At 64.2% G+C, this 20,687-nt stretch carries 22 protein-coding genes and 1 pseudogene; 12 read left to right on the top strand and 11 right to left on the bottom strand.

Annotated elements, in window-relative coordinates; translation table 11 throughout:
• Window positions 1–122 precede the first annotated feature (122 nt).
• Window positions 123–1,280: an MFS transporter gene (locus tag AC0L3A_RS29755; protein ID WP_473255680.1), complete on the bottom strand. Its 1,158-nt coding sequence runs from the start codon at window positions 1,278–1,280 to the stop codon at window positions 123–125.
• Between the two features lie 112 nt (window positions 1,281–1,392).
• On the opposite strand from AC0L3A_RS29755, the gene AC0L3A_RS29750 reads away from it, so the two are divergent.
• The gene (locus AC0L3A_RS29750) at window positions 1,393–1,764 is read left to right on the top strand and encodes an ArsR/SmtB family transcription factor (protein ID WP_007596669.1); all 372 of its coding nucleotides are present in this window, start codon (window positions 1,393–1,395) and stop codon (window positions 1,762–1,764) included.
• 287 nt (window positions 1,765–2,051) lie between these two features.
• Here the strand turns inward: AC0L3A_RS29750 and AC0L3A_RS29745 are convergent, their stop codons facing one another.
• Entirely contained in the window at window positions 2,052–2,753 is a 702-nt protein-coding gene (locus AC0L3A_RS29745; RefSeq protein WP_007596668.1) for a class I SAM-dependent methyltransferase, read from the bottom strand.
• Window positions 2,754–2,866: 113 nt separating this feature from the next.
• On the opposite strand from AC0L3A_RS29745, the gene AC0L3A_RS29740 reads away from it, so the two are divergent.
• Entirely contained in the window at window positions 2,867–3,391 is a 525-nt protein-coding gene (locus AC0L3A_RS29740) for a Dps family protein (protein WP_007596666.1), read from the top strand.
• A gap of 112 nt (window positions 3,392–3,503) precedes the next feature.
• On the opposite strand, the gene AC0L3A_RS29735 is transcribed toward AC0L3A_RS29740, so the two are convergent.
• Window positions 3,504–4,025 (bottom strand): hypothetical protein, encoded by a 522-nt coding sequence (locus tag AC0L3A_RS29735; RefSeq protein ID WP_007596665.1) that lies wholly within the window; start codon window positions 4,023–4,025, stop codon window positions 3,504–3,506.
• A gap of 165 nt (window positions 4,026–4,190) precedes the next feature.
• Window positions 4,191–5,381, bottom strand: coding sequence for a glutamine-hydrolyzing carbamoyl-phosphate synthase small subunit (gene carA, locus AC0L3A_RS29730; RefSeq protein ID WP_007596664.1), 1,191 nt, complete (start codon window positions 5,379–5,381; stop codon window positions 4,191–4,193).
• A 131-nt stretch (window positions 5,382–5,512) separates the two neighbouring features.
• Between carA and AC0L3A_RS29725 the strand changes: the two are divergent.
• From AC0L3A_RS29725 to AC0L3A_RS29710, 4 genes and pseudogenes are all read left to right on the top strand, one after another.
• A pseudogene (locus AC0L3A_RS29725) lies at window positions 5,513–6,256 on the top strand (alpha/beta fold hydrolase); the annotation flags it as partial.
• 33 nt (window positions 6,257–6,289) lie between these two features.
• Window positions 6,290–6,745, top strand: coding sequence for a GatB/YqeY domain-containing protein (locus tag AC0L3A_RS29720; RefSeq protein WP_007596662.1), 456 nt, complete (start codon window positions 6,290–6,292; stop codon window positions 6,743–6,745).
• Between the two features lie 150 nt (window positions 6,746–6,895).
• The gene (locus AC0L3A_RS29715; protein ID WP_007596661.1) at window positions 6,896–8,032 is read left to right on the top strand and encodes an epoxide hydrolase family protein; all 1,137 of its coding nucleotides are present in this window, start codon (window positions 6,896–6,898) and stop codon (window positions 8,030–8,032) included.
• Window positions 8,033–8,147: 115 nt separating this feature from the next.
• The gene (locus AC0L3A_RS29710) at window positions 8,148–9,758 is read left to right on the top strand and encodes an acyl-CoA synthetase (protein ID WP_007596658.1); all 1,611 of its coding nucleotides are present in this window, start codon (window positions 8,148–8,150) and stop codon (window positions 9,756–9,758) included.
• A 14-nt stretch (window positions 9,759–9,772) separates the two neighbouring features.
• On the opposite strand, the gene AC0L3A_RS29705 is transcribed toward AC0L3A_RS29710, so the two are convergent.
• Complete coding sequence (locus tag AC0L3A_RS29705) at window positions 9,773–12,001, bottom strand: ATP-binding protein (RefSeq protein WP_473255679.1); 2,229 nt, start codon at window positions 11,999–12,001, stop codon at window positions 9,773–9,775.
• A 316-nt stretch (window positions 12,002–12,317) separates the two neighbouring features.
• On the opposite strand from AC0L3A_RS29705, the gene AC0L3A_RS29700 reads away from it, so the two are divergent.
• A complete protein-coding gene (locus tag AC0L3A_RS29700; RefSeq protein WP_007596654.1) occupies window positions 12,318–13,091 on the top strand; it encodes a DUF2189 domain-containing protein in 774 nt (257 codons plus the stop codon).
• 27 nt (window positions 13,092–13,118) lie between these two features.
• Here the strand turns inward: AC0L3A_RS29700 and AC0L3A_RS29695 are convergent, their stop codons facing one another.
• Both AC0L3A_RS29695 and AC0L3A_RS29690 read right to left on the bottom strand, forming a co-directional pair.
• Window positions 13,119–13,310, bottom strand: a complete 192-nt coding sequence (locus tag AC0L3A_RS29695; protein ID WP_007596652.1) for a hypothetical protein — start codon at window positions 13,308–13,310, stop codon at window positions 13,119–13,121.
• Entirely contained in the window at window positions 13,310–14,116 is an 807-nt protein-coding gene (locus AC0L3A_RS29690; protein WP_007596646.1) for a transglutaminase-like domain-containing protein, read from the bottom strand. Before AC0L3A_RS29690 ends, AC0L3A_RS29695 begins: the two co-directional genes overlap by 1 nt.
• Window positions 14,117–14,508: 392 nt before the next feature.
• Here AC0L3A_RS29690 and AC0L3A_RS29685 point away from each other — a divergent pair, with 392 nt between their 5' ends.
• Window positions 14,509–14,688 (top strand): hypothetical protein, encoded by a 180-nt coding sequence (locus tag AC0L3A_RS29685; protein WP_035995268.1) that lies wholly within the window; start codon window positions 14,509–14,511, stop codon window positions 14,686–14,688.
• An 18-nt stretch (window positions 14,689–14,706) separates the two neighbouring features.
• Here the strand turns inward: AC0L3A_RS29685 and AC0L3A_RS29680 are convergent, their stop codons facing one another.
• The 3 genes from AC0L3A_RS29680 to AC0L3A_RS29670 are packed head-to-tail and all read right to left on the bottom strand — an operon-like array spanning window position 14,707 to window position 15,993.
• Window positions 14,707–15,219, bottom strand: a complete 513-nt coding sequence (locus AC0L3A_RS29680) for an SRPBCC family protein (protein WP_007596644.1) — start codon at window positions 15,217–15,219, stop codon at window positions 14,707–14,709.
• Window positions 15,216–15,686, bottom strand: coding sequence for an SRPBCC family protein (locus AC0L3A_RS29675; protein ID WP_354202470.1), 471 nt, complete (start codon window positions 15,684–15,686; stop codon window positions 15,216–15,218). Before AC0L3A_RS29675 ends, AC0L3A_RS29680 begins: the two co-directional genes overlap by 4 nt.
• The gene (locus tag AC0L3A_RS29670) at window positions 15,679–15,993 is read right to left on the bottom strand and encodes an ArsR/SmtB family transcription factor (RefSeq protein WP_219683740.1); all 315 of its coding nucleotides are present in this window, start codon (window positions 15,991–15,993) and stop codon (window positions 15,679–15,681) included. Before AC0L3A_RS29670 ends, AC0L3A_RS29675 begins: the two co-directional genes overlap by 8 nt.
• Before the next feature lie 116 nt (window positions 15,994–16,109).
• Between AC0L3A_RS29670 and AC0L3A_RS29665 the strand changes: the two genes are divergently transcribed.
• The 3 genes from AC0L3A_RS29665 to AC0L3A_RS29655 are packed head-to-tail and all read left to right on the top strand — an operon-like array spanning window position 16,110 to window position 18,769.
• Complete coding sequence (locus AC0L3A_RS29665; RefSeq protein WP_219683733.1) at window positions 16,110–17,558, top strand: LVIVD repeat-containing protein; 1,449 nt, start codon at window positions 16,110–16,112, stop codon at window positions 17,556–17,558.
• 29 nt (window positions 17,559–17,587) lie between these two features.
• Window positions 17,588–18,103, top strand: a complete 516-nt coding sequence (locus tag AC0L3A_RS29660) for a hypothetical protein (protein WP_007596636.1) — start codon at window positions 17,588–17,590, stop codon at window positions 18,101–18,103.
• A gap of 45 nt (window positions 18,104–18,148) precedes the next feature.
• Window positions 18,149–18,769, top strand: coding sequence for a LysE family translocator (locus AC0L3A_RS29655; protein WP_007596634.1), 621 nt, complete (start codon window positions 18,149–18,151; stop codon window positions 18,767–18,769).
• Window positions 18,770–18,780: 11 nt separating this feature from the next.
• On the opposite strand, the gene AC0L3A_RS29650 is transcribed toward AC0L3A_RS29655, so the two are convergent.
• Window positions 18,781–19,587 carry an N-formylglutamate amidohydrolase gene (locus tag AC0L3A_RS29650; protein WP_007596632.1) on the bottom strand — a complete coding sequence of 269 codons (807 nt, stop codon included), beginning with the start codon at window positions 19,585–19,587 and terminating at the stop codon, window positions 18,781–18,783.
• A gap of 91 nt (window positions 19,588–19,678) precedes the next feature.
• On the opposite strand from AC0L3A_RS29650, the gene AC0L3A_RS29645 reads away from it, so the two are divergent.
• Window positions 19,679–20,590 carry a transglutaminase family protein gene (locus AC0L3A_RS29645; RefSeq protein ID WP_007596629.1) on the top strand — a complete coding sequence of 304 codons (912 nt, stop codon included), beginning with the start codon at window positions 19,679–19,681 and terminating at the stop codon, window positions 20,588–20,590.
• The last annotated feature ends 97 nt before the right edge of the window (window positions 20,591–20,687 follow it).

Genomic DNA, 20,687 nt, shown 5'->3' with positions numbered 1-20,687 from the left:
GGGCACAAAAAAAGGGCGCGCCTGCTGCGCGTCCCTTTGGCCGAGAGCGCGGTGGTCCCCCCTCGCGCGCGGGGTGGGTCTTAGACCAGTTTTCGGGGCGGCGAAACCCCGAAAAACGCCCATCAACCGGCAATTTTGACCGGTTTTGGCCGGGCCTGCCAGCCCCGGGCGAGATGGACCAGAAGAGCCGCCGAAACGCTCAATCCGCCGACCCAGCCGAGATCGGCCGGGCTCCACGCCGCAAGCACGGCGCCGCCCAAGGCACCGCCGATCGCAAAGCCGAGATACATGGCCGAGGCGTTGAGCGAGAGCGCGATCATCGAGGCCTGCGGCTCGATCCGGATGATGCTGGCGACCTGGGCCGGGTAGAACGCCCATCCCGAGATGCCCCAGAGGAAGATCGCGCCCAGCACCGCATAATGGGCCTGTCCCGGCATCAGCTTCAGGACCAGCGAATGCAGGATCAGCGCGCTGGCCATGCCGGCAAGCCCGAGACCTGCTGTGGCGAGCGTGCCGAGCCGGTCGGCCAGGACGCCGCCGAGCATGTTCCCGATCGCGGCGGCGCCGCCGAACACCAGCAGCGCGAGGCTGATCTGCGACGCATCAAATCCAAGACCGCGCAGCGGGACCGCGAAATAGGTGAACACTGTGAAGCCGCCGAGCGCCCATAAGATCGTGATCAGAAGCGCCGTCAGGACATTGCGGTGACGCGCCACCGCCAGCCGATCGCTGAGCGAGGCCGTGTTGCGGGGCAGGCCGAGCAGGAGGCCGGCGAGCGCAACGGCACCGATCAGGGCGACCATGGCAAAGGTCGCGCGCCAGCCGAGCATGCTGCCGACGAGATTGCCGAGGGGAACGCCGATGACGGTCGCAACCGTGAGGCCCGAGGTGACGAGTGCCACCGCGCGGCCGCGTCGCTCCGGCGCGGCGACGGCCACGGATACGGCCAGCGCGGTCGGCATGCACAGCCCGGAGCCCAGCGCCATCAGCATGCGCGAGGCCAGCAGCAGGGCGTAATTCGACGCCACCATCGCCGCGAGGTTTCCGGCGATGAAGGTCGATAGCGCCAGGGCCAGCACGGTGCGGCGGTCGATATTGTTCAGCGTCACCGCCAGGATCGGGGAGCCGACCGCATAGGTGAGAGCATAGGCCGTGACCAACTGGCCGGCGGCGGGGACTGAAATCGCCAGGTCGGTGGCGATCGACGGCAAAAGCCCTGCAATGACAAAGCCTTCCGTGCCGATCGCAAAGGCCGCCAAGGCCAACCAGAATACGCTCATCCGAGAAATCCCGATGTTCAACGTTTATTGAACTATCGATGGGACGGGGTCAGGAGTCAATTGGTTCAAGAACTATTGAACATCGAGGCGATTTCACTATGATCCTCAGACCATGAGCCGCACGCCTCCCCACCCCACCCGCGAGCAGATCGAACTGCCGATGGTTCTGGATTGCCTGAGCGACCCGATCAGGTTGACGATTGTGTATCAGCTCGCGCAGCAGGAACGTGTCAGCGGCGAGCTGTGCTGCGGCGATTTCAACGGGCTCGCGGGCAAATCAAACCTCGCCTATCACTTCGCCAAGCTGCGCGAATGCGGCCTGATGCAGACCCGCGTCGCCGGCACCAACCGCTTCGTGCGGCTGCGCCGCGAGGATCTGGACGCACGTTTTCCGGGCCTGCTCGATGCCGTCATCGCCTCCGCGGCAAAGGATGCCGACCGGCTGCGACTCTTGCCTGAATGTGAAGTGGTCGAGGCGGAGTGAGGATTGGTCGGCCAGTCCGTCTACGCATGCGCTTCGCTCCAGCTACGCCGGACACGCTTCGCCCTTCGCCCTTCGGGCTTCGCGTGGCGGCGCCACGCGTAGCCCCCGCAGGGGCGAAGCGTGGAGACCCGGCCTGGATTTGAACCAGGATAAAGAGCGATGCATCGCCCTCGCGTAGACACTTCCGCCACCGGGCCGCGGCGATCATTGCCGATCAGGGTGCGACAAGCCACCTCAGGCAGACGTTATGCTTAACGAACCCAGGAAACTCACCGAACCCAAGAAACTTACCGAACCAACGGCGGCCGCGCGACGAACGTCATGCGCCAGCGATTGTGGCCGATATTGCGGTGAGCGCGCTGGACCGCGAAGCCGGCTATCTTGAGCTTGGCGGTGATCTCCTCCTCACTGTAGCGCTGCAGCCCGATGCGCGTGCGCAGATGACGGTAATCCGACAGTGCGGTGCTGATCAGCCCGATCAGCGCATCTTTCAAAAAGCCGTGACGCAGGCCGAAGCTGAGCAGCGCCGTGACGTCCCTGAACATGCCGACATTGGGCTGGAGGATGTCGCCGAGCACGAGCTTGCCGGAGGGCTTTAGGATACGCCGGAAATTGAGGAGCGCGGTGTCGAGCTCGTCCGGCGTCATGTATTGCGCGACCGAGTTCATCACGACGAGATCGATCGACTGCTCCTGCATGTTGTGGACGTCGTCGAGCGAGCGGACGCGGATTTTCGTGTTCGGGGCAAAGCGCGCGATCAACCGGCCGCGCACGCCGGGCGCGGGCTCGGCGAGGATCAGCTTTCCACAGGCCGCAGCGACCTCGCTCGCCGACAGCGCCTCGCCGCAGGCATAGTCGAGCACGGTCGCCTCGGGCGAAGAGATGTAGCCGATAATGTCCCGCGCGATAATCTGGAAGTGCAAGTCGCGATGCAGCTTGCTGACATAGATCGTGTGCGTCGAGTCGTAATAGTCGATCCAATCGTCCATGGTCGTCGAGGGTCCCGGCCAAACGGTTCCGATGCAGGAACCGGCGCTGCCCGCCTGCGTTAGGGGGGCGGCGGCGCGCCGTCAATGTCCGCGTCCTAACAGGAAGGTTTCCCGTGAGCAAAGCCCCACAAAAGGTCTCGCCCGACCTCGACACACCCACCGATCTGTCGTCCCAGGCGGTCAACAAGGTTTCGGAGGCGCTCAACGTGCTTCTGGCCGATGCGTTCGCGCTGTATCTGAAGACCAAGAATTTCCACTGGCATATCAGCGGCCGGCATTTCCGCGACTATCATTTGCTGCTCGACGAACAGTCCGACCAGATTTTCGCCACCACCGACCAACTCGCCGAGCGCGTCCGCAAGATCGGCGGTACCACGCTGAAATCGATCGGGCAGATCGCCAAGCTCCAGACCATCAAGGACAACAACGAAGATTATGTCCCGCCGCGCGAGATGCTGCGCGAGCTGATGCAGGACAACAAGCATGTCGCCGCGGCAATGCGCAAGGCACACGAGGTCTGCGACGACGCCGGTGACGTCGCCAGCGCCAGCATCCTCGAAAACTTCATCGACGAGACCGAGCGCCGCACCTGGTTCCTGTTCGAAGCCACGAGACAGGAAGGTGCGAACGAGGCGTAGGATAGGTCGTAGGGTGGATTAGCCGCAGGCGTAATCCACCGCCTCTGCCTCCGCGGAAACAGAAGAGGTGGGTTACGCTTCGCTAACCCACCCTACTGCAACGTCTTTGTAGCTACCGCCACAACCGCATCAGCGCGCCATTCTTGCCCGTCACCGGATCGGCCGGCGGCAGCGCGACCTTTGGAATCGTCTTCAGCGCCTTGGCGTGGTTCTCCGGCGTTGCGCGGGTGACCTCCATCTTCGCGCCCGGCGGATAGGCGCCGATCACACAGAAATCCGCGCTCGCCTTAATGCGTTGGTGACCTGTGCCGGCGGGCAGGATCGCGACGTCGCCGGCCTTGATCTCCAGCTCCTGGCCGTGGTCGCCGCCGAAGCGAACGCGGGCGCTGCCACGCGCAACGCCGAGCACCTCGTGCACCGTCGCATGATAATGCAGATAATCGAAGACGCCATTGCGCCACGTGCTGCCCCAGCCGTTCGCTTCGAACAAGCGTTCGATTGTCTCTTCCGGCTGTCTGGAATCAAGCTTCACTGCGGCCTGGTAGACCAGGAAGGGGAGGATATTGTTCGGCACGAGCCCGTCATCCTCAAACACGATGGCGAGCGGCTCGGCATTGTCGCGGACGACGGACATAAGGGCTCCTGCGTGAGCGTAGCAGGGATCAACGACAGGAATTGAGCGGCGTTCCTCGTTCCGCTGTCATTCCGGGTTCGCGCTGCGCTGCGCCCCGGAACGACAAAAGCCCGGGAGAAGACCCGGGCTCGATGTCGTCATAGCAGTTGCAGGAGAGCGCGCGCCTTACGCGCTCTTGTTCTGCCGCATCAGGTCCGCAAACCGCTGGAACAGATAGTGCGAGTCGCGCGGACCCGGTGAGGCCTCGGGGTGGTACTGCACCGAGAACACCGGCTTGCCGTCGAGCTGGATGCCGCAATTGGAGCCGTCGAACAGCGAGATGTGGGTCTGCGTCGCGCCCGTCGGCAGGGTGCTCTCGTCCACGGCAAAGCCGTGGTTCATCGAAGTGATCTCGACCTTGCCGGTGGTCTCGTCCTTGACGGGATGATTGGCGCCGTGATGGCCCTGGTGCATCTTCTTCGTCTTGGCGCCGACGGCGAGGCCGAGCATCTGATGGCCGAGACAAATTCCGAATGTCGGCGTGCCGGACTTGATCACGTCCTGGATCACGGGCACGGCATATTTGCCGGTCGCGGCCGGATCGCCGGGACCGTTCGACAGGAACACGCCATCCGGCTTCATCGCCAGGATATCCTCGGATGACGTCGTTGCCGGCACCACCGTGACCTTGCAGCCGACGCCGGCGAGCAGGCGCAGAATGTTGCGCTTGATGCCGTAGTCGATGGCGACGACGTTGAACTCAGGCTTGTCCTGACGGCCAAAGCCCTTCTCCCAGAGCCAGGGCGTCTCGTCCCAGGTGAAGCGCTGGCCGGAGGTGACCATCGGCACGAGGTCCATGCCCTCGAGGCCCGGCCATTCGCGCGCTTCTTCCTTCAGGCCGTGCAGGTCGAACTCGCCGTCTTTGGCGTGCGCGATCACGGCGTTGGGCATGCCCTTGTTGCGGATCAGTGCGGTCAGCGCGCGGGTGTCGATGCCGGAGAGGCCGATGATGCCGCGGGCCTTCAGCCACTGGTCGAGATGCTTGGTGGCGCGGTAGTTCGAGGGATCGGTGATCGCGGTGCGCAGGATCACGCCGCGCGCGCCGGGCGTCGCGGCCATGTTCACCGTCTCGATGTCGTCGTCGTTGGTACCGACATTGCCGATATGCGGGAAGGTGAAGGTGATGAGCTGACCGGCATAGGAGGGATCGGTGAGGATCTCCTCATAGCCGGTCATCGCGGTGTTGAAGCAGACCTCACCGACGGCTTGGCCTTCGGCGCCGAGGCCAAAGCCTTCGAGCACCGTGCCGTCGGCAAGCACCAACAGCGCGGTCGGTTTGTGGTCCGGCCAGGCGGTATCGTTTTCGGATTGTGTCATAAGCCCGGTTCATAGTCCCCGCGGGCGCTGCCGTCAAAGCGGAGAAGCGTGGATTCACATGCGTTTTTGCATATTTGACAGGTCGCCTTGGGCCCCTAAGCTCCGCGGCATAATTTCCGGCAAATTCCGGGGCTTGGGAGGCAATAATGGACCAGACGACGCCGATTCTGCTGGTTCCGGGATTAGCTTCCTCGGCCCGGATCTATGCGCCGGTGATCCCGGCGCTCTGGCGGTTCGGCCCGGTGATGGTCGCCAACCATGTTCGCGACGACAGCATGGCGGCAATCGCCCGACGGGTGCTGAGCGAGGCGCCGCCGCGCTTCGCGCTCGCCGGCCATTCCATGGGCGGCTACATCGCCCTCGAGATCATGCGCCAGGCGCCCGAGCGGGTGACGAAGCTGGCGCTGATCAACACCCAGGCGCGGCCCGACACGCCGGAGGCGACCGCGCGCCGCCGCGGCCTGATGGAGCGGGCCCGGCGCGGTGAGCTGCGTGCCGCGCGCGAGGAGATGTTTCCCGAACTGGTCCATCCCTCTCGCCGCGACGATTCCGGTATTCGCCAGCTCGTGCACGAGCAGGGCGAGGACGTCGGCGTCGAAGGCTATCTGCGACAGCAGACCGCGATCATCGCGCGAGTGGATTCACGGCCGACGCTTGCGACGATCAAATGCCCGACATTGGTGCTGACGGGAGATGCGGACAACACGATTCCCAACGCATTCTCGAAGGAGATGGCGGAGGGCATTGCCGGCGCAAGGCTCGTCGTTCTGGAGAATTGCGGACACCTGCCGCAACCGGAGCAGCCTGCGGCGACGGTGCGCGCGCTGGTCGAATGGCTGGAAACCCCCGTTGTCTCAGGGCCGCGAACGGCCTAGATCAGGCGTCGGATATTCTAGGGGAGCACGATCATGCTGCGCGACGACATCAACAATGCGGTCAAGGAGGCCATGAAGGCCAAGGAAGAGCGCAAGCTGTCCACGCTACGTATGGTCAACTCGACCATCAAGAACGCCGACATCGAGGCGCGCGGCAGCGGCAAGCCGCCGCTCTCGGACGCGGACCTGCTCGGCGTGTTTCAGAAGATGATCAAGCAGCGCCAGGAGTCGGTCGAGCTCTACGAGAAGGGCGGCCGTGCCGAACTCGCCGCGCAGGAGCGCGACGAGATCGCGGTGATCTCGGCGTATCTGCCGAAGCAGATGTCGGACGACGACGTGAAGAAGGCGATCTCTGACGCGGTCGCCGAGACCGGCGCCGCCGGCATGAAGGACATGGGCAAGGTGATTGCCGTGTTGAAGACGAAGTATGCCGGCCAGATGGATTTCGGCAAGGCGTCCGGTTTGGTGAAGGCTGCTCTGACGGGCTAGGCCGTCATTCCGGGGCGACGCATAGCGCCGAGCTATGATGCGCAATTGCGCATCTGAGAATCCATCGCGCCGCCGACTCTGTTGATCGATGGATTCCGGGCTCGTGCTCCGCACGCCCCGGAATGACAAGAAAAAATGGGGAGGCAACCGATGACCGCCATCAAGCCGTTTCGCATCGCCATCAGCGACGATATCCTCACCGACCTCAAGTCGCGCCTCGCTCGCACGCGCTGGCCGGAGGCGGAGCTGGTCGACGACTGGAGCCAGGGTGCGCCGCTGACATGGATCCAGGAGATCTGCACCTATTGGGCCGACGGCTACGACTGGCGCGCGCGTGAGGCCCAGCTCAACCGCTTCGAGCAGTTCACCACCGAGATCGACGGGCTCGACATCCACTTCCTGCATGCGCCCTCGAAGGAGCCGACGGCGCTGCCGCTGATCATCACTCATGGTTGGCCCGGCTCGATCGTCGAATTCCAGAAGGTAATCGCGCCGCTGGTCGATCCTGTCGCGCATGGCGGCAACCCCGCCGATGCCTTCCACGTCGTCTGTCCGTCGCTGCCGGGCTTTGGGTTCTCGGGCAAGCCGAACACCACCGGCTGGGGCGTCAATCGTATCGCCGCGACCTGGGCCAGGCTGATGGACCGGCTCGGCTACGCGCGTTATGGCGCGCAGGGCGGCGACTGGGGCTCGGCGGTGACGACCTCGCTTGGCATGCAGGACGCCGAGCATTGCGCCGCCATCCACATCACGCTCGCCTTCAACGCCGCGCCGAAAGTCGAGGGCGAACCGACACCGGAAGAGAAGCGCGCGCTCGCCGGCCTCAAGCATTACGTCGACCTCGACTCCGGCTATTCGAAGCAGCAATCGACGCGGCCGCAGACACTCGGCTATGGTCTGACGGATTCGCCGAGCGGGCAGGCGGCCTGGATTCTGGAAAAATTCTGGGCCTGGACCGATTGCAACGGTCATCCCGAAAACATCTTCACCAAGGACGAGCTGCTCGACAACGTCATGCTCTACTGGGCGACGGAGACGGCGACCTCGTCTGCGCGGCTCTATTGGGAAAGCTTCGGCAAGCGCCGGACCACGCCGATCGTCAAGGTGCCGACGGGCGTGGCTGTCTTCCCCAAGGAGATCATCACGCCGGTGCGGCGCTGGATGGAGCCGAACTTCCACAACATCACGCATTGGAGCGAGATGGAGAAGGGCGGGCATTTCGCCGCGTTCGAGCAGCCGGAGCTGTATGTCGGCGAGGTCAGGAAATTCTTCCGGACGGTGCGGTAGCCACAGCCGTCATGCCCGGGCTTGTCCCGGGCATCCACGCCCTTAAACTGGGGCCAAACAAGAACGTGGATGGCCGGAACAAGTCCGGCCATGACGACGCGGCCGGGAAACGACCATGCTCACCGAAGCCAGCACCTACGACGAACTCTACAGCAATTTCCGCTGGGAGATCCCGGCGCGCTTCAACCTGGCGGAGGCCTGCTGCGATCGCCACGCCGACGGCACCGGCCGGCTGGCGTTGGTCTATGTCGACGAGAACGGCGCCGTCACGCGCACATCCTTCGACGAGGTCGCGGAGATGTCGCGCCGCTTCGCCAATGTGCTGAAGGCGGATGGTCTTGCCCGCGGCGACCGCGTCGCGGTGTTCCTGTCGCAGTCGCTGGAGCTGCCGATCGCGCACATGGCCGCGTTCCGTTCGGCGATGATCTCCATTCCGCTGTTCGCGCTGTTCGGCGAAGACGCGCTGGAATTCCGTCTGTCGAACTCGCAGGCCAAGGCGATCGTCACCGACGCGGGAGGCTGGGAGAAGCTTTCGAAGATACGCGACCGTCTGCCGGAGCTGAAGAATGTCTACATCGTTGGCGAACGAACGCCGGCGGGCACGACATCGTTCTGGAATTCGGTCAAGGCGGCATCGCCCGACTTCACGCTGGTGGACACGTCTGCGGACGATCCCGCGTTGATCATCTACACCTCGGGCACGACCGGCAATCCGAAGGGCGCGCTGCACGCGCACCGCGTCGTGCTCGGACATCTCCCCAATGTCGAGATGTGCCACAACTTCCTGCCTCGTCCCGGCGATCTGATGTGGACGCCGGCAGACTGGGCCTGGATCGGCGGCCTCATCAACGGCCTGTTCGCGTTTTGGTATCACGGCATTCCCCTGGTCGGCCACCGCGCACGAAAGTTCGAGCCACAAGCGGCGATGCAGATGATGGCCGATCTCGGAGTGCGCAATGTCTTCCTGCCGCCGACCGCGCTGAAGCTGATGCGGCAGGCCGGCGTGACGCATTCCGGCGTCAAGCTGCGCAGCATCTTTACCGGCGGTGAGTCCCTTGGCGGCGAGCTGCTCGGCTGGGTGCGCGAGACTTTCGGCGTCGACGCGCATGAGGTGTTCGGCCAGACCGAATGCAATCTCGTGATCGGCAGCAACGCGAATCTGTTTCCGATCCGCCCCGGTTCGATGGGCAAGGCGACGCCGGGTTTCGACGTCCGCATCGTCAACGACAGAGGCGAGGAGCAGCCACGTGGCCAGCGCGGCATCATCGGCGTGCGCCAACCCTGTCCTTGCGCGATGCTCGAATACTGGCGCAATCCGGAGGCGACGGCGAAGAAATATGCCGGCGAGTTCCTGCTCACCGGCGATCTCGGCGTGCAGGACCAGGACGGTTACTTCTGGTACGTCAGCCGCGAGGACGACGTCATCACCACCGCCGGCTATCGCGTCGGCCCGTCCGAGATCGAGCACACGCTGATGAAGCACCCGGCGGTGGCGATGGCGGCCGTGGTCGGCATCCCCGATCCGATCCGCACTGAATCGATCAAGGCCTGGATCGTGCTGCGCCCGGGCTTTGCCGCTGGCGACGCACTCGCGCGCGAGATCCAGGAATTCGTCAAGGTGCAACTCGCCGCCCACGAATATCCACGGTTCGTGGAATTCGCGGAGACATTGCCGATGACTGCCACCGGAAAGGTGCTGCGCCGCGAGCTGCGAGCGCTCGGGTAGAGCACACCGTCATCTCACCGCGACGGCGCCGACAGCGCGGACCGCAGCATCGCGGCGAGGTCTCGCCGCCGGAACGGCTTGGTCAGCACGCGGGCATCGCCAATCCCGTCGGGGGCCTTGACCGGATTTTGGCTGTAGCCGGAGGTGAAGAGCACCTTGAGCCCGGGCCGCAGCTGGATTGCTTGCCTGGCAAGCTCCGGCCCGAACATGCCGCCGGGCATCACGACGTCGGTGAACAGCAGGTCGATGTCCCCGGACTGGTGCAACAGGTCGAGCGCAGCCGGGCCGCTCGCGGCTGTGATGACGCGATAGCCGAGCGTCTTCAGCTCGCTTTCGACATAGGTCCGAACCATGTCGTTGTCCTCGACGACGAGAATGGTCTCGCTTCCTTCGCGCGCGACGATCCCTTCGGCGGGTGAGGCGTCCTCGTTTGGCGGCGTGGCCAGGCGGGGAAAGAACAGCCTGACTGCGCTGCCTTGCCTCGGCGCAGACTGCATCTGCACCAATCCGCCGGACTGCCGCACAAACCCGTAGACCATGCTCAGGCCAAGCCCGGTCCCCTTGCCGACCTCCTTCGTGGTGAAGAACGGCTCGAACGCCCGGCTCGCCACCTCGGCGGTCATGCCGCTGCCGGTGTCGGTCACGGCCACCATGACATAGTCGCCTGGTCGCGGTTCGCCATTGATGTCCAAGTCGGATTCGCCGAGCGAGACGTTGCGCGCCTCGATGGTCAGCCTGCCGCCCAACTGCATGACATCGCGCGCGTTGAGCACGAGATTGAGCAGCGCAGTCGTTAGCTGGCCGGGATCGACGCTGATCAACCACAGGTCCGGTGCGAGCGCGAAGGTGCATTCGATGTGCTCGCCCAAGGGGCGGCGCAACAAGTGCTCCATCTCTTGAATCTTCTCACCGATGTCAATGTCTCGCGGCCTCAGGGGCTGCTTGCGCGCGAAGGCGAGCAGGCTGCGCGTCAGGTCGGAGCCGCGTTCGGCGGCTGTCGCGATGTCGCCGGCGATCCGGTGCAATTCCTTGTTTCCCGTCAGCCTGTCGGCAAGGTGCTCCGAATTGCCGAGAATGACGGTGAGGAGGTTGTTGAAGTCATGCGCCACGCCGCCGGTGAGCTGGCCCATGGCCTCCATCTTCTGGGATTGGCTGAGCCTCTGGTTGAGGTCCGCGATGGCCGCGCGTTGCTGCTCAAGCGACTCGGCGGTGCCATTGAGCAGGGTCATCAATCCGCCCAGCTCGCCGCGCGGATGGGGAGGAGGAATTCGCGCGCTGAGATCGCCGAGCCCGAGTCTCTTCGCCATGTTGGCGAGCCGCCCGACCTGGCGCCCGACGCTCACGGTCGCGAGGATCCATACACCGGCGAGCAGCAGCAGCAAGGCCACCGCGAGGATCGCCATGTCCTCGTAGAGCCGGCGATTCGCCGCCGCGACCAATCCGTCCTTGGAGCGTCCGACCAGGATGTAGAGGCCGGCATCACGGATCGAAGGTGAGTGGGCGACGGCCCAGACTTGCGTGCGGCCGTCGCGATCGGTCACTTCCTGAAATGCTTTTTGATCGGGAGCCGCCGCGAAGCGGAGCAGATCGGATCCCGCAATCGACGCGCCCACGGGCGCGGTCCAGCCGTCTCCCGAGGGGGCGACAAGAACGGTGCCCTTGCCGTCGATGAGCAGGATATCCTTCTCGGCGAGCAGCCGCTTGTGGTGATACTCGGCGAATTTGCGCAGGTTGAACGAGGCGAGCAGCACCAGCTTCAGCGCACCCGCCTCCGATCGCACCGGATATGCGATCTGGAGCACCGATGTTCCGGTCAGCCGGCCGAATACCGGCTCAACCACGACGCTGCGCGAGACCAGGGCCTGCTTGAAATAGGCGCGATCCCTCAGATCGAGGGTGCGGTTGGTCCGCAGCGAGTCGCAGAACAGGCTGCCGTCCGGGTCGATCGTCAGGATTCCCGTGAACTGAGGGTATTCCTCGCGCACGTCCGACAGAAACGCCGAGCATGCCGCCTTGTCGCGCGTGTCGATGTCGCGCGCTCGGGCCAGACCGTAGTGAAGCTGCGCGGTTCCTTGAATCTTCTCACTCAGATCGCCGGCAATGTCGTCGGCCGACGCCGCCAGATTGGCCAGGGCGGCGTTGATCTCACTGCTCCGGTTCTGCACGAAACGCAGCCCGACGAGGCTCGCCGGCACCAGCATGGCCGCGATGACGAGTATCAGTAGCCGGGTACGCAAGCTCATCGGTCGGACGGTCCACTCTGGTCATCGCAGGTGCTCGTTCAAGGACCCAATTTGCGGCACCATCCTCCGCTCAGTCCATAGGCAACGGGCCGAAAAAGTCCTCGGCGGGAAAGATTCAGAGCCGCGTGCAGCACGGATGAGCTCCCCGAACGGAGCGCCGCCGCCGGCGCGACGGCTTTCCTCGGTCTGCGCCGGCGGCGTCGGGATACCGTCGTGCAGCAATCCAACTCGCGCGTGCGCGCTGGCCGCGGGGACGCTAAGATCAAGGTCAATCCGCGCGCGACGGAGATCGCGCCGGCCAACGAGGAGGTAGCTGATGTCCATTTCGGGCAAAGTCGATCCGGTGGTGCGTCCCGTCGCGGCGACCGACATCGCCGAGGCGCTGGTCGAAGGCCTGCGTGATTTCCAGGCGCTGCCGCTTTACGGCCTCTGCTTCGGTGGGCTCTACGCCGCCGGCGGCATCGCCATCATGCTGTGCTTCACTGCGTTCGGCATGGTTTATCTGGTCTATCCGCTGGCCGCCGGTTTCGCGCTGCTCGGGCCATTCGTGGCGATCGGGCTCTATGAAGTCAGCCGCCGCCGCGAACGCGGCGAGCCCGTCTCGCTCGGCGCGATCTGGTCGGCCGTGCGCGCGCGCAGCGAGATCGGCTGGATGGCCTTCGTTACGCTGTTCGTGTTCGTGGTCTGGATGTATCAGGTGCGGCTTCTGATCGCGCTGCTGCTTGGCCTGCATGCCTCGTTCTCGAGCCTACAGGAATTCATGACGGTGGTGCTGACCACGAACGAGGGCTTGCTGTTCCTGGGCATCGGCAACGCGGTTGGCGCGGTGCTGTCGCTGATCCTGTTCTCGCTGACCGTGGTGTCGTTTCCGCTGCTGCTCGACCGCGAGGTCGATTTCGTCACGGCGATGGTGACGAGCGTGCGCGCGGTCGTGGCCAGCCCGCTGCCGATGATTGGCTGGGCCGCGGTGATCGTGATGGTCCTGATCGTCTCGGCGCTGCCGTATTTTCTGGGGTTGGTGGTGACGCTGCCCGTGCTCGGGCACGCGACCTGGCATCTTTATCGGCGGATCGTGGTGCCGGTGGCGTAGCAGGAAGCCGAACGCAACGGCAGCGAGCTATTCACCCGATGCCAGCCGACGCTCGCCGGATGAGGTCAGTTCGAGTTCGCCGAGGCGCCTGATCGCATAACCGAGGTTGGTCAGGCGCTCGCCGTGCGCTTGCGGAATTTCGCCTTGCGCCTTGCCCTTGCCGATCTCGGCCAAGGACGCAAATTCATCCGCGCTGAGCGCAACGCTGTTGTCTGTCATCAGGCAACCTCGTCGGTCCATACCTTGAAATTGACTAGCTTATTCGGACCGAAGGTCTGGGTGATCGGGACGTCCGCGGCATCGCGTCCTTGCGCGATCAGAACGCGGCCGATCCGCGGCGTGTTGTTGCGGGGATCGAACATGTGCCAGCTTCCGCCGAGATAAGCCTCGAACCAGCCGGCGAAATCTCCCACGGCCCAGGGCTTCGGCGTGCCGATGTCGCTGAGATAGCCGGTGCAGTAGCGCGCCGGGATGTTCATGCAGCGGCAGAACGCGATGGCAAGATGAGCATAGTCGCGGCACACGCCCTTGCCTTCGTCGTAGACTTCCCGCGCCGTCTTGGTTGCGCGCGCGTGCTCATAGCCGAAAGCGATGTGACGATGAACGAAATCGCAGATGGCCTGCACCCGCGCCCAGCCTGGCGGCGTGTGCTCGAACAGTTTCCATGCGATATCCGACAGGCGATCGGTCTCGCAATAGCGACTGCCGAGCAGATAGACGAGCGTGTCGGTCGGCAGCGCCTCGACGGCGTGCTGAGCCGCGTTCGGGAACACCGGGTCGGGCAGGCCGCTGTCGCTCACGACGCCGTCGCCGGCAAGCCGAAAGGCGCCGGCCGGCGCCACGATGCGGCTGCACCAATTGCCGAAGAGGTCGCGATAGGGAGTGATCGGAACCGAGGGTCTGGTGGTCACCAGGTCGGGCACGATGACATCGGAGGCGCGCGTGAAGTGCGTGCCCAATACCATGATCATGGGCGTGGGCTGCGGGAATTCGTACAGCATCTCAAACCCGACGCGGAGCTTCATACGTTTTTCCCTTGGCTAAGCTCCCAACATGGCTACGAAGCCGCCGATCACAAGGCTTTGACGGCTTATTCGCTCGCGCGCGGCATTTGGCACTTCAAAAGTGCGGCACGGGTGAGAAAACGATAGCTAATTGCGGCGATTGCGCGCACGGTGCGGGAATGTCGAAAGATCTGTCGTTTCTGCGCCTATGCAGCGCCACGACTATTCGCGCGACGTGAAGCGCCTCATTCCCTCGCACCGGCGGAGCCGGCTCATCGCGACGTCGCAACAGCGGTCGTCGCGCATATTGCCCGCTCCAGCGGGTGAGTTGGACGCGGCAGCCTCGTGCCGCGGACGCCCGAAGGTTTCACCGCGATTCGATCATGAGATCGAACGCCAACCGAAAGCACCCGATGCAAGCTCTCTCCCCACGGCACGTCAAGACAGAAGAAGCGCTCCGGCTCGGCGTCGAGTCGGGCTGGTACGCGATCAAGGTCAGCGGGACCTTTGTCTCGGGCCCGCACGGCTCGGAAGCGGATTGCAGTCGCAAGATCGACGAAATCAATCCGCCTCCGGTGAAGAAGAAGCGATGACGGGGCGGAATTCGTCCGCTACGGCGTCTTGATACCCATCGCCTTCAACGCTTCCAGCATCTGCACCGGCGGCGCCATCTTGATCTGCGGCGCCTTGCCCGTTTCCAGCAGGCTCTTCAGCCCCGACAGGATTGCGGGCCAGCCGGTGCGGCCGCCGGAGAGGATGTCGTCGCTGAGCGGACGGTCGTGACGTTCGCTCATGGTGAGGCGGACGGCCTCGCCGGCTTGTTCGATCTCATAAGTGACAAGCGTGGTGCCGAGCTTCGCGACGAGGTCGGGCCAGTTGACGTTCCACGTCACCGTCAGCTTGGTCGGCGGATCGTATTCGAACACGTCACCCGAGATGTGTTCCGACCCGTCAGGCGCGCGGACGATGAATTTGCCGCCGAGTCTTGGCTCCATCTCAACCGCAAAGCCGGAAAAGTATTTGCGGCTGAACTCGGCGGAGGTCAGCGCCTCCCACACCTTGTCCGGCGTCGCGGCGATGTAAATCGTGTAGACGGTGAGCGGCTTGAACTGATCGAGGTTCATTTTGCATCGAATCCCTTGTTGAGGGCTGCACGCGGAATGGCCAGCACTTTGCCGCTTTCCAGCAGGCTCTTGAGACCGGACAGGATCGCCGGCCAGCCGTTGGAAACGGCGCCGAGATATTTGCCGCCTTCGACGAAGCCGTCATGCAGCACCGTCAAACGCACGAGCGAGCCGAACGGTTCGATGGTGAACACGACGCGCGAGATCGGCTCACTGCGCAGCTCCTCATATTTCTCATGCTTGAAGCTGTAGGACAACCGCCGCGGCGGATCGGCTTCGAGGATCTCGCCGGAATCCGTGGTCTCGCCATCCAGCAGCAGCGCGAAAGGGGAGCCGATTTTCCAGTCGGATCTGACCTCGGCGCCGAACCAGTATTGCTTGCTGAACTCGCTTGATGTCAGCGCCTCCCACAGCCTCGTTGGCGTGGTCTCGATGTAGGTGACATAGACGAATTGCGGCTTACTCATCACGCTTCTCCAACTGGCGTTTCAACTCGCCGAGTGCGGCGAGCTTGCCGCGCTCGAATTTCTTGATCCAGCGTTCGCCGATCTGATGGATCGGAACCGGATTGAGATAGTGCAGCTTCTCGCGGCCGTGCCTGATGGTCGTGACCAGATTGGCGTCTTCCAGAATGGCAAGGTGCTTGGTCACCGCCTGGCGCGTCATCGCGAGGCCTTCGCAGAGCTCGTTCAGCGTCTGGCCGTTCCTGGTGTGAAGCCTGTCGAGCAGCGACCGTCGTGACGCATCGGCGAGCGCTTTGAAGACCTCATCCATGGCGGCGATAATAGGCAACCAAATGGTTGCCTGTCAAGATGGTCTCTTTGGCGCCAGCAAATGGCTGTGCTAGCGTCAACGCTCAGCCAACACAGATTGGTTCCGGGAGGACTTTGATGTTCCGTTGGGTCCCGCTTGCGATAGGCCTCGCCGTTTCTGCCTGCAGCATCGCGGCACAGGCACAACAGGAGCAGACCATCGGCGCGCCGCCTGAAGCTTCCAACATGAAGCTGGTCGGTGTGAGCGACCTTCAGGCGCGCAGCGCGTATCAGCCGACCATTCATCACCAGGGCGACCGCTGGATCGCCTATATCGGTCATCACGGCGGCACTGACGATGTGCCCGCGCCCGTCAATCCGATGACGGGGCAGGCCGAGCCGAACGGAACCTCGATCGTCGACGTCACCGATCCCGCGAAGCCAAAGTATCTGCGGCACCTGCCGGGGCAGGAAGGCAAGTATGAATCTGGCGGCGCGCAGATGGTGCGGGTCTGCGACGGCAAATCGCTGCCGAAAGGGGATTCCAATGCGGTCTACATGCTGCGCACTTTCGGTGGTCAGGCGCATGAGATCTGGAACGTCTCCGATCCCGCAAGCCCGGTGCTCATCACGCGCATTGACGGTCTGAAGGACACGCACAAGAGCTGGTGGGAGTGCGACACCGGCATTGCCTTCCTGGTCTCGGGCGCGCCGGACTGGCGCACGCGGCGCATGACGCAGGTCTATGATCTCAGTGATCCCGCCCATCCACAGAAGATCAGGGATTTTGGCCTGCCCGGTCAGGAGCCCGGTTCGACCGGCCCGGTGCCGACCGAATTGCATGGACCGATCTCGACCGGGCCCAACGGCAATCGTGTCTTTTTCGGCTACGGCACCAACAAGGGCGGCATCCTGCAGATCGTCGATCGCGACAAGCTCTTGAACGGGCCGAAGGAGCCGACGCCGGACAATCTGCGTTTTCCGGAGATTTCGCGCCTGCCGATGTCCGCCTTCAACGGCGCACACACCACGTTTCCGATGCTCGACATGCCGGTTGCGGAATTTGCCGAGGACAAGGACGGCAAGACCCGAGACATCGTCATGATCGTCGACGAGGCGATCCTCAACGAATGCGGCGAGGCGCGGCAGATGGTCTGGTTTGCCGACGTCACCACCGAGACGCGGCCGATGATGATCTCGAGCTACACCGTGCCGGAGGCGAGCGGACAGTTCTGCCAGCGCGGCGGCCGCTTTGGTTCGCATTCCGCGAACGAGAGCATGGCGCCGGTCTATTACAAGAAGATGGCTTTCATCGCCTTCTTCAATGCCGGCGTGCGCGCGCTCGACATCCGCGACCCCTATCATCCTAAGGAAGTCGGCTACTTCATTCCGTCGATCACGAGCGCGACCGACAAGCGCTGCATCCCGATCGAGGGCGGCCAACGCTGCAAGGTCGCGATCCAGACCAACAATGTCGAGACCGACGACCGCGGATATGTCTACATCGTCGATCGCGCCAATACCGGCCTGCACATTCTCGAATTGACCGGATCCGCGCGCGCCGTCGCCGGTCTGCCGAAGACCTGACGATGCGGCGTGGGGCAGCGTTAGCAGCAATGGTGATCGCACTCGGTGTGTCCGGGGTCGCGACCTATCAGCTTGCGCCGGCACCCGCCGAAGAGACGGCGCGCTGGCGCGAGATCGCCTGGCCGTTCCCGCGCGACGGCTGGCCGTCCGGGCGCGCGTTCCGTTGCGATGGCGCCTGCGCCGGCACTGAGCTGTACCTGCGCGCAAAACGCGGCTTTTGCAGCTGTGACCGCGGTGTCGCCGATGACGACGAGGTCGATCGTGTTGCGGATATAGATCTGATCAGCCCGCGCTTTGCGGCCGTCGCGCCGGGTGAGGAAGTTGGCATTGGAGCGATGCGCGGCCGTGCCAGGCGCTATGATCTGGATAGGCCCGACCACACTCGTCACGCCGCGCTCGGCATCGCCGTCTCACGGGGCTGCGATCTCTTCGTTGCGGCTGCGCAGGGAAGCGGGGGAACAGGCGTGATGCAGCGCGCGGTGCTCGTGTTCCTGCAGACGCCGGAGATGAAGACGTGGGTGACGGCTGCGCTGGACGGAAACTGAGGGTCATGCATTAATGTCCCAAACCGCTCTCAGCGAGTCCTCCCCATGATGTCTCTGCAAGCCTATCTCGCCTTCCTTGCCGCCTGCATCGCGCTCGCGCTGCTGCCGGGGCCGATCGTCACCCTCGTCATCGCCAACGGGCTGCGTCACGGCACGCGTGCGGCGCTGACCAATGTGGCCGGTGCGCAGGCCGGCCTCGCCATCGTCATCGGCATCGTCGCGGTCGGCCTGACCTCACTCATGGCGACCATGGGCTACTGGTTCGACTGGGTGCGCTTTGCCGGCGCCGCCTATCTGGTCTGGCTCGGCATCAAGCTGATCTGGGCGCCGGTCGAGGGCGTCAAGGTGGACGAGCCGCCGGCGCCGCCGCGCGGCGGATTCTTCCTGCAAGGTTTCCTGGTGCTGCTGTCGAACCCGAAAGTGCTGGTGTTCTTCGGCGCCTTCATCCCGCAGTTTATGGACATGAACCGCGACCACTTCCCGCAGGTCGCGCTGCTGGGAGCTACCTTCATGGTCACTGCGGTGATGACGGACGCGCTCTACGCCATCGCCGCCGGGCGTGCCCGAAAGTTCTTCTCGGCTCGCCGCACCCGCATGATGTCGCGCATCTCCGGCGGCTTCATGATCGGCGGCGGCATCTGGCTGGCGCTGACCAGGGCGAAATAACCGCCATCGGGCTAATCGACCAGCCTCGCCGCCCGCAGCTCCAGCTCGATCTCCGCGAAAATCCGCGCCAGCCGCTCGGCCCATTGTTGCTGGCCGGACTGGTCGGCGATCAGATCCTGGCGGATCTCGATGCCGGTGTTGACGAGGCCGCGGGCTTCGCCATGCACGGGGATGGTGTAGTCGGTGAGGTCGTTCACCGCATAGGGTTCGTTATCGCCGACGACGAGATCGCCCTCGCTGCGCAGATGCTTGAGCAGCAGCTGCGGCAGCACGGTGTCGCGATTGTAGAGCGCGCCGATGTGCCAGGGACGCGCGACGCCGGCGTAAACGGGGGTGAAGCTGTGCAGCGACACCAGCACCGTCGGCCGCTTGTCGTGCACGCGGCGGTCGATCGCGGCATCGATACGGCGGTGATAGGGCTCGAAAATCTCGCGCCTGCGCGCTTTGCGCTCCTGCTCCGAAATTCCCTCGTTGCGCGGGATCGCGGTTGCTTCGGAAATCACGGGGATCGAGCTCATGGCGGCCGGCGGCCGGTTGCAGTCGATCACCAGCCGCGAATAGCGCTGGGCGATCAGATGTGCGCCCAGCATCTCTGCCAGCCGGTCGGCAACCCCCGCGATGCCGATGTCCCAGGCGATATGCCGCGTCAGTTCGCCTCCCGCGACGCCCAGATCGCCAAGCGTACGCGGCAGGACCCGTCCGTAGTGGTCCGAGGTGAGCAAAAAAGGCGATGTCCCTTGCGCATTCACCTCGTGCACCGGGGGGACGTCACCCTCGCTGAGGAGTTGATTGGTCGCCTCGATTGTGTCTAAAGCCATCCTGATTGCCTAATGAAACAGCAGTCACCCCAAAGAATCGGGCTGGATTGCTATAGATTGGTCCGCCCGACATCACCATGATTGCCTGACGATGCCGCTGCTGACGATTCATCACAAGACCGAATATCGCTACACCCGCCCTGTGGCGTTCGGCGAACACAGGATCATGCTGCGTCCCAGCGACGGGCATGATCTGCGCGTGCTCGACTCCAGGCTCGAGATCTCGCCCGAGCCGATGTCGCTGCACTGGATCCACGACGTGTTCGGCAATTCGGTCGCGATCGCGAATTTCGACGAGCGCGCGGACACGCTGGTCTTCGACTGGCACGTCACCGTCGAGCACAATCCGGTCGAGGAGTTCGCGCTGACGCCGGACGACTCGGCCTATTTCTATCCGTTCGCCTATGACGACGAGGAATTTCCCGACCTCGTCCACTACATCACGCCGCAATATACCGATCCCGACGGCGAGATCGCGGAATGGGCGCGCGGCTTTCTCGACGAGGACGCGCCGACGCCGACCTTCAAGATTCTGAGCGGCATGACCCACGGCATCCGCGAGCGGTTTAAATACCGCAAGCGCCACGAGTTGGGCACGCAGCATCCGCTCGACACCTTGCAGTCCGGTAGCGGGACCTGCCGCGATTACGCGCTGTTCATGATCGAGGCGCTGCGCCATCTCGGCATCGCCGCACGATTCGTCTCCGGCTACATCTTCCTGCCGGAGGATATCGAGCAGCGCCATGTCGGCGGTGGTTCGACGCATGCCTGGGTGCAGGTCTACCTGCCGAGCGCGGGCTGGATTGAGTTCGATCCGACCAACGGCATCGTCGGCACCCGCGACCTCATCCGCGTCGCGGTCGCACGCGATCCGCGCCAGGCGATCCCGCTGCACGGCGTCTATATCGGCGCTGCGGGCGCGTTCGATGCCATGGACGTGACCATCAGGGTGGTGTCGGACGAGCAACGCAGCGGCGAGGAGCTGGAAGCCGAAGTTTCGTAGACGCTCACCGCCGTGGGGGGGGGGGGGGGGGGGGGGGCCGCGGGGGGGGGGGGGGGGGGGGGGGGGGGGGGAGGGGGGGGGGGGGGGGGGCGCGAGG

This window comes from Bradyrhizobium sp. MI1.3 (assembly GCF_055811695.1).
This window is presented reverse-complemented; position numbering and strand designations above follow the sequence as displayed.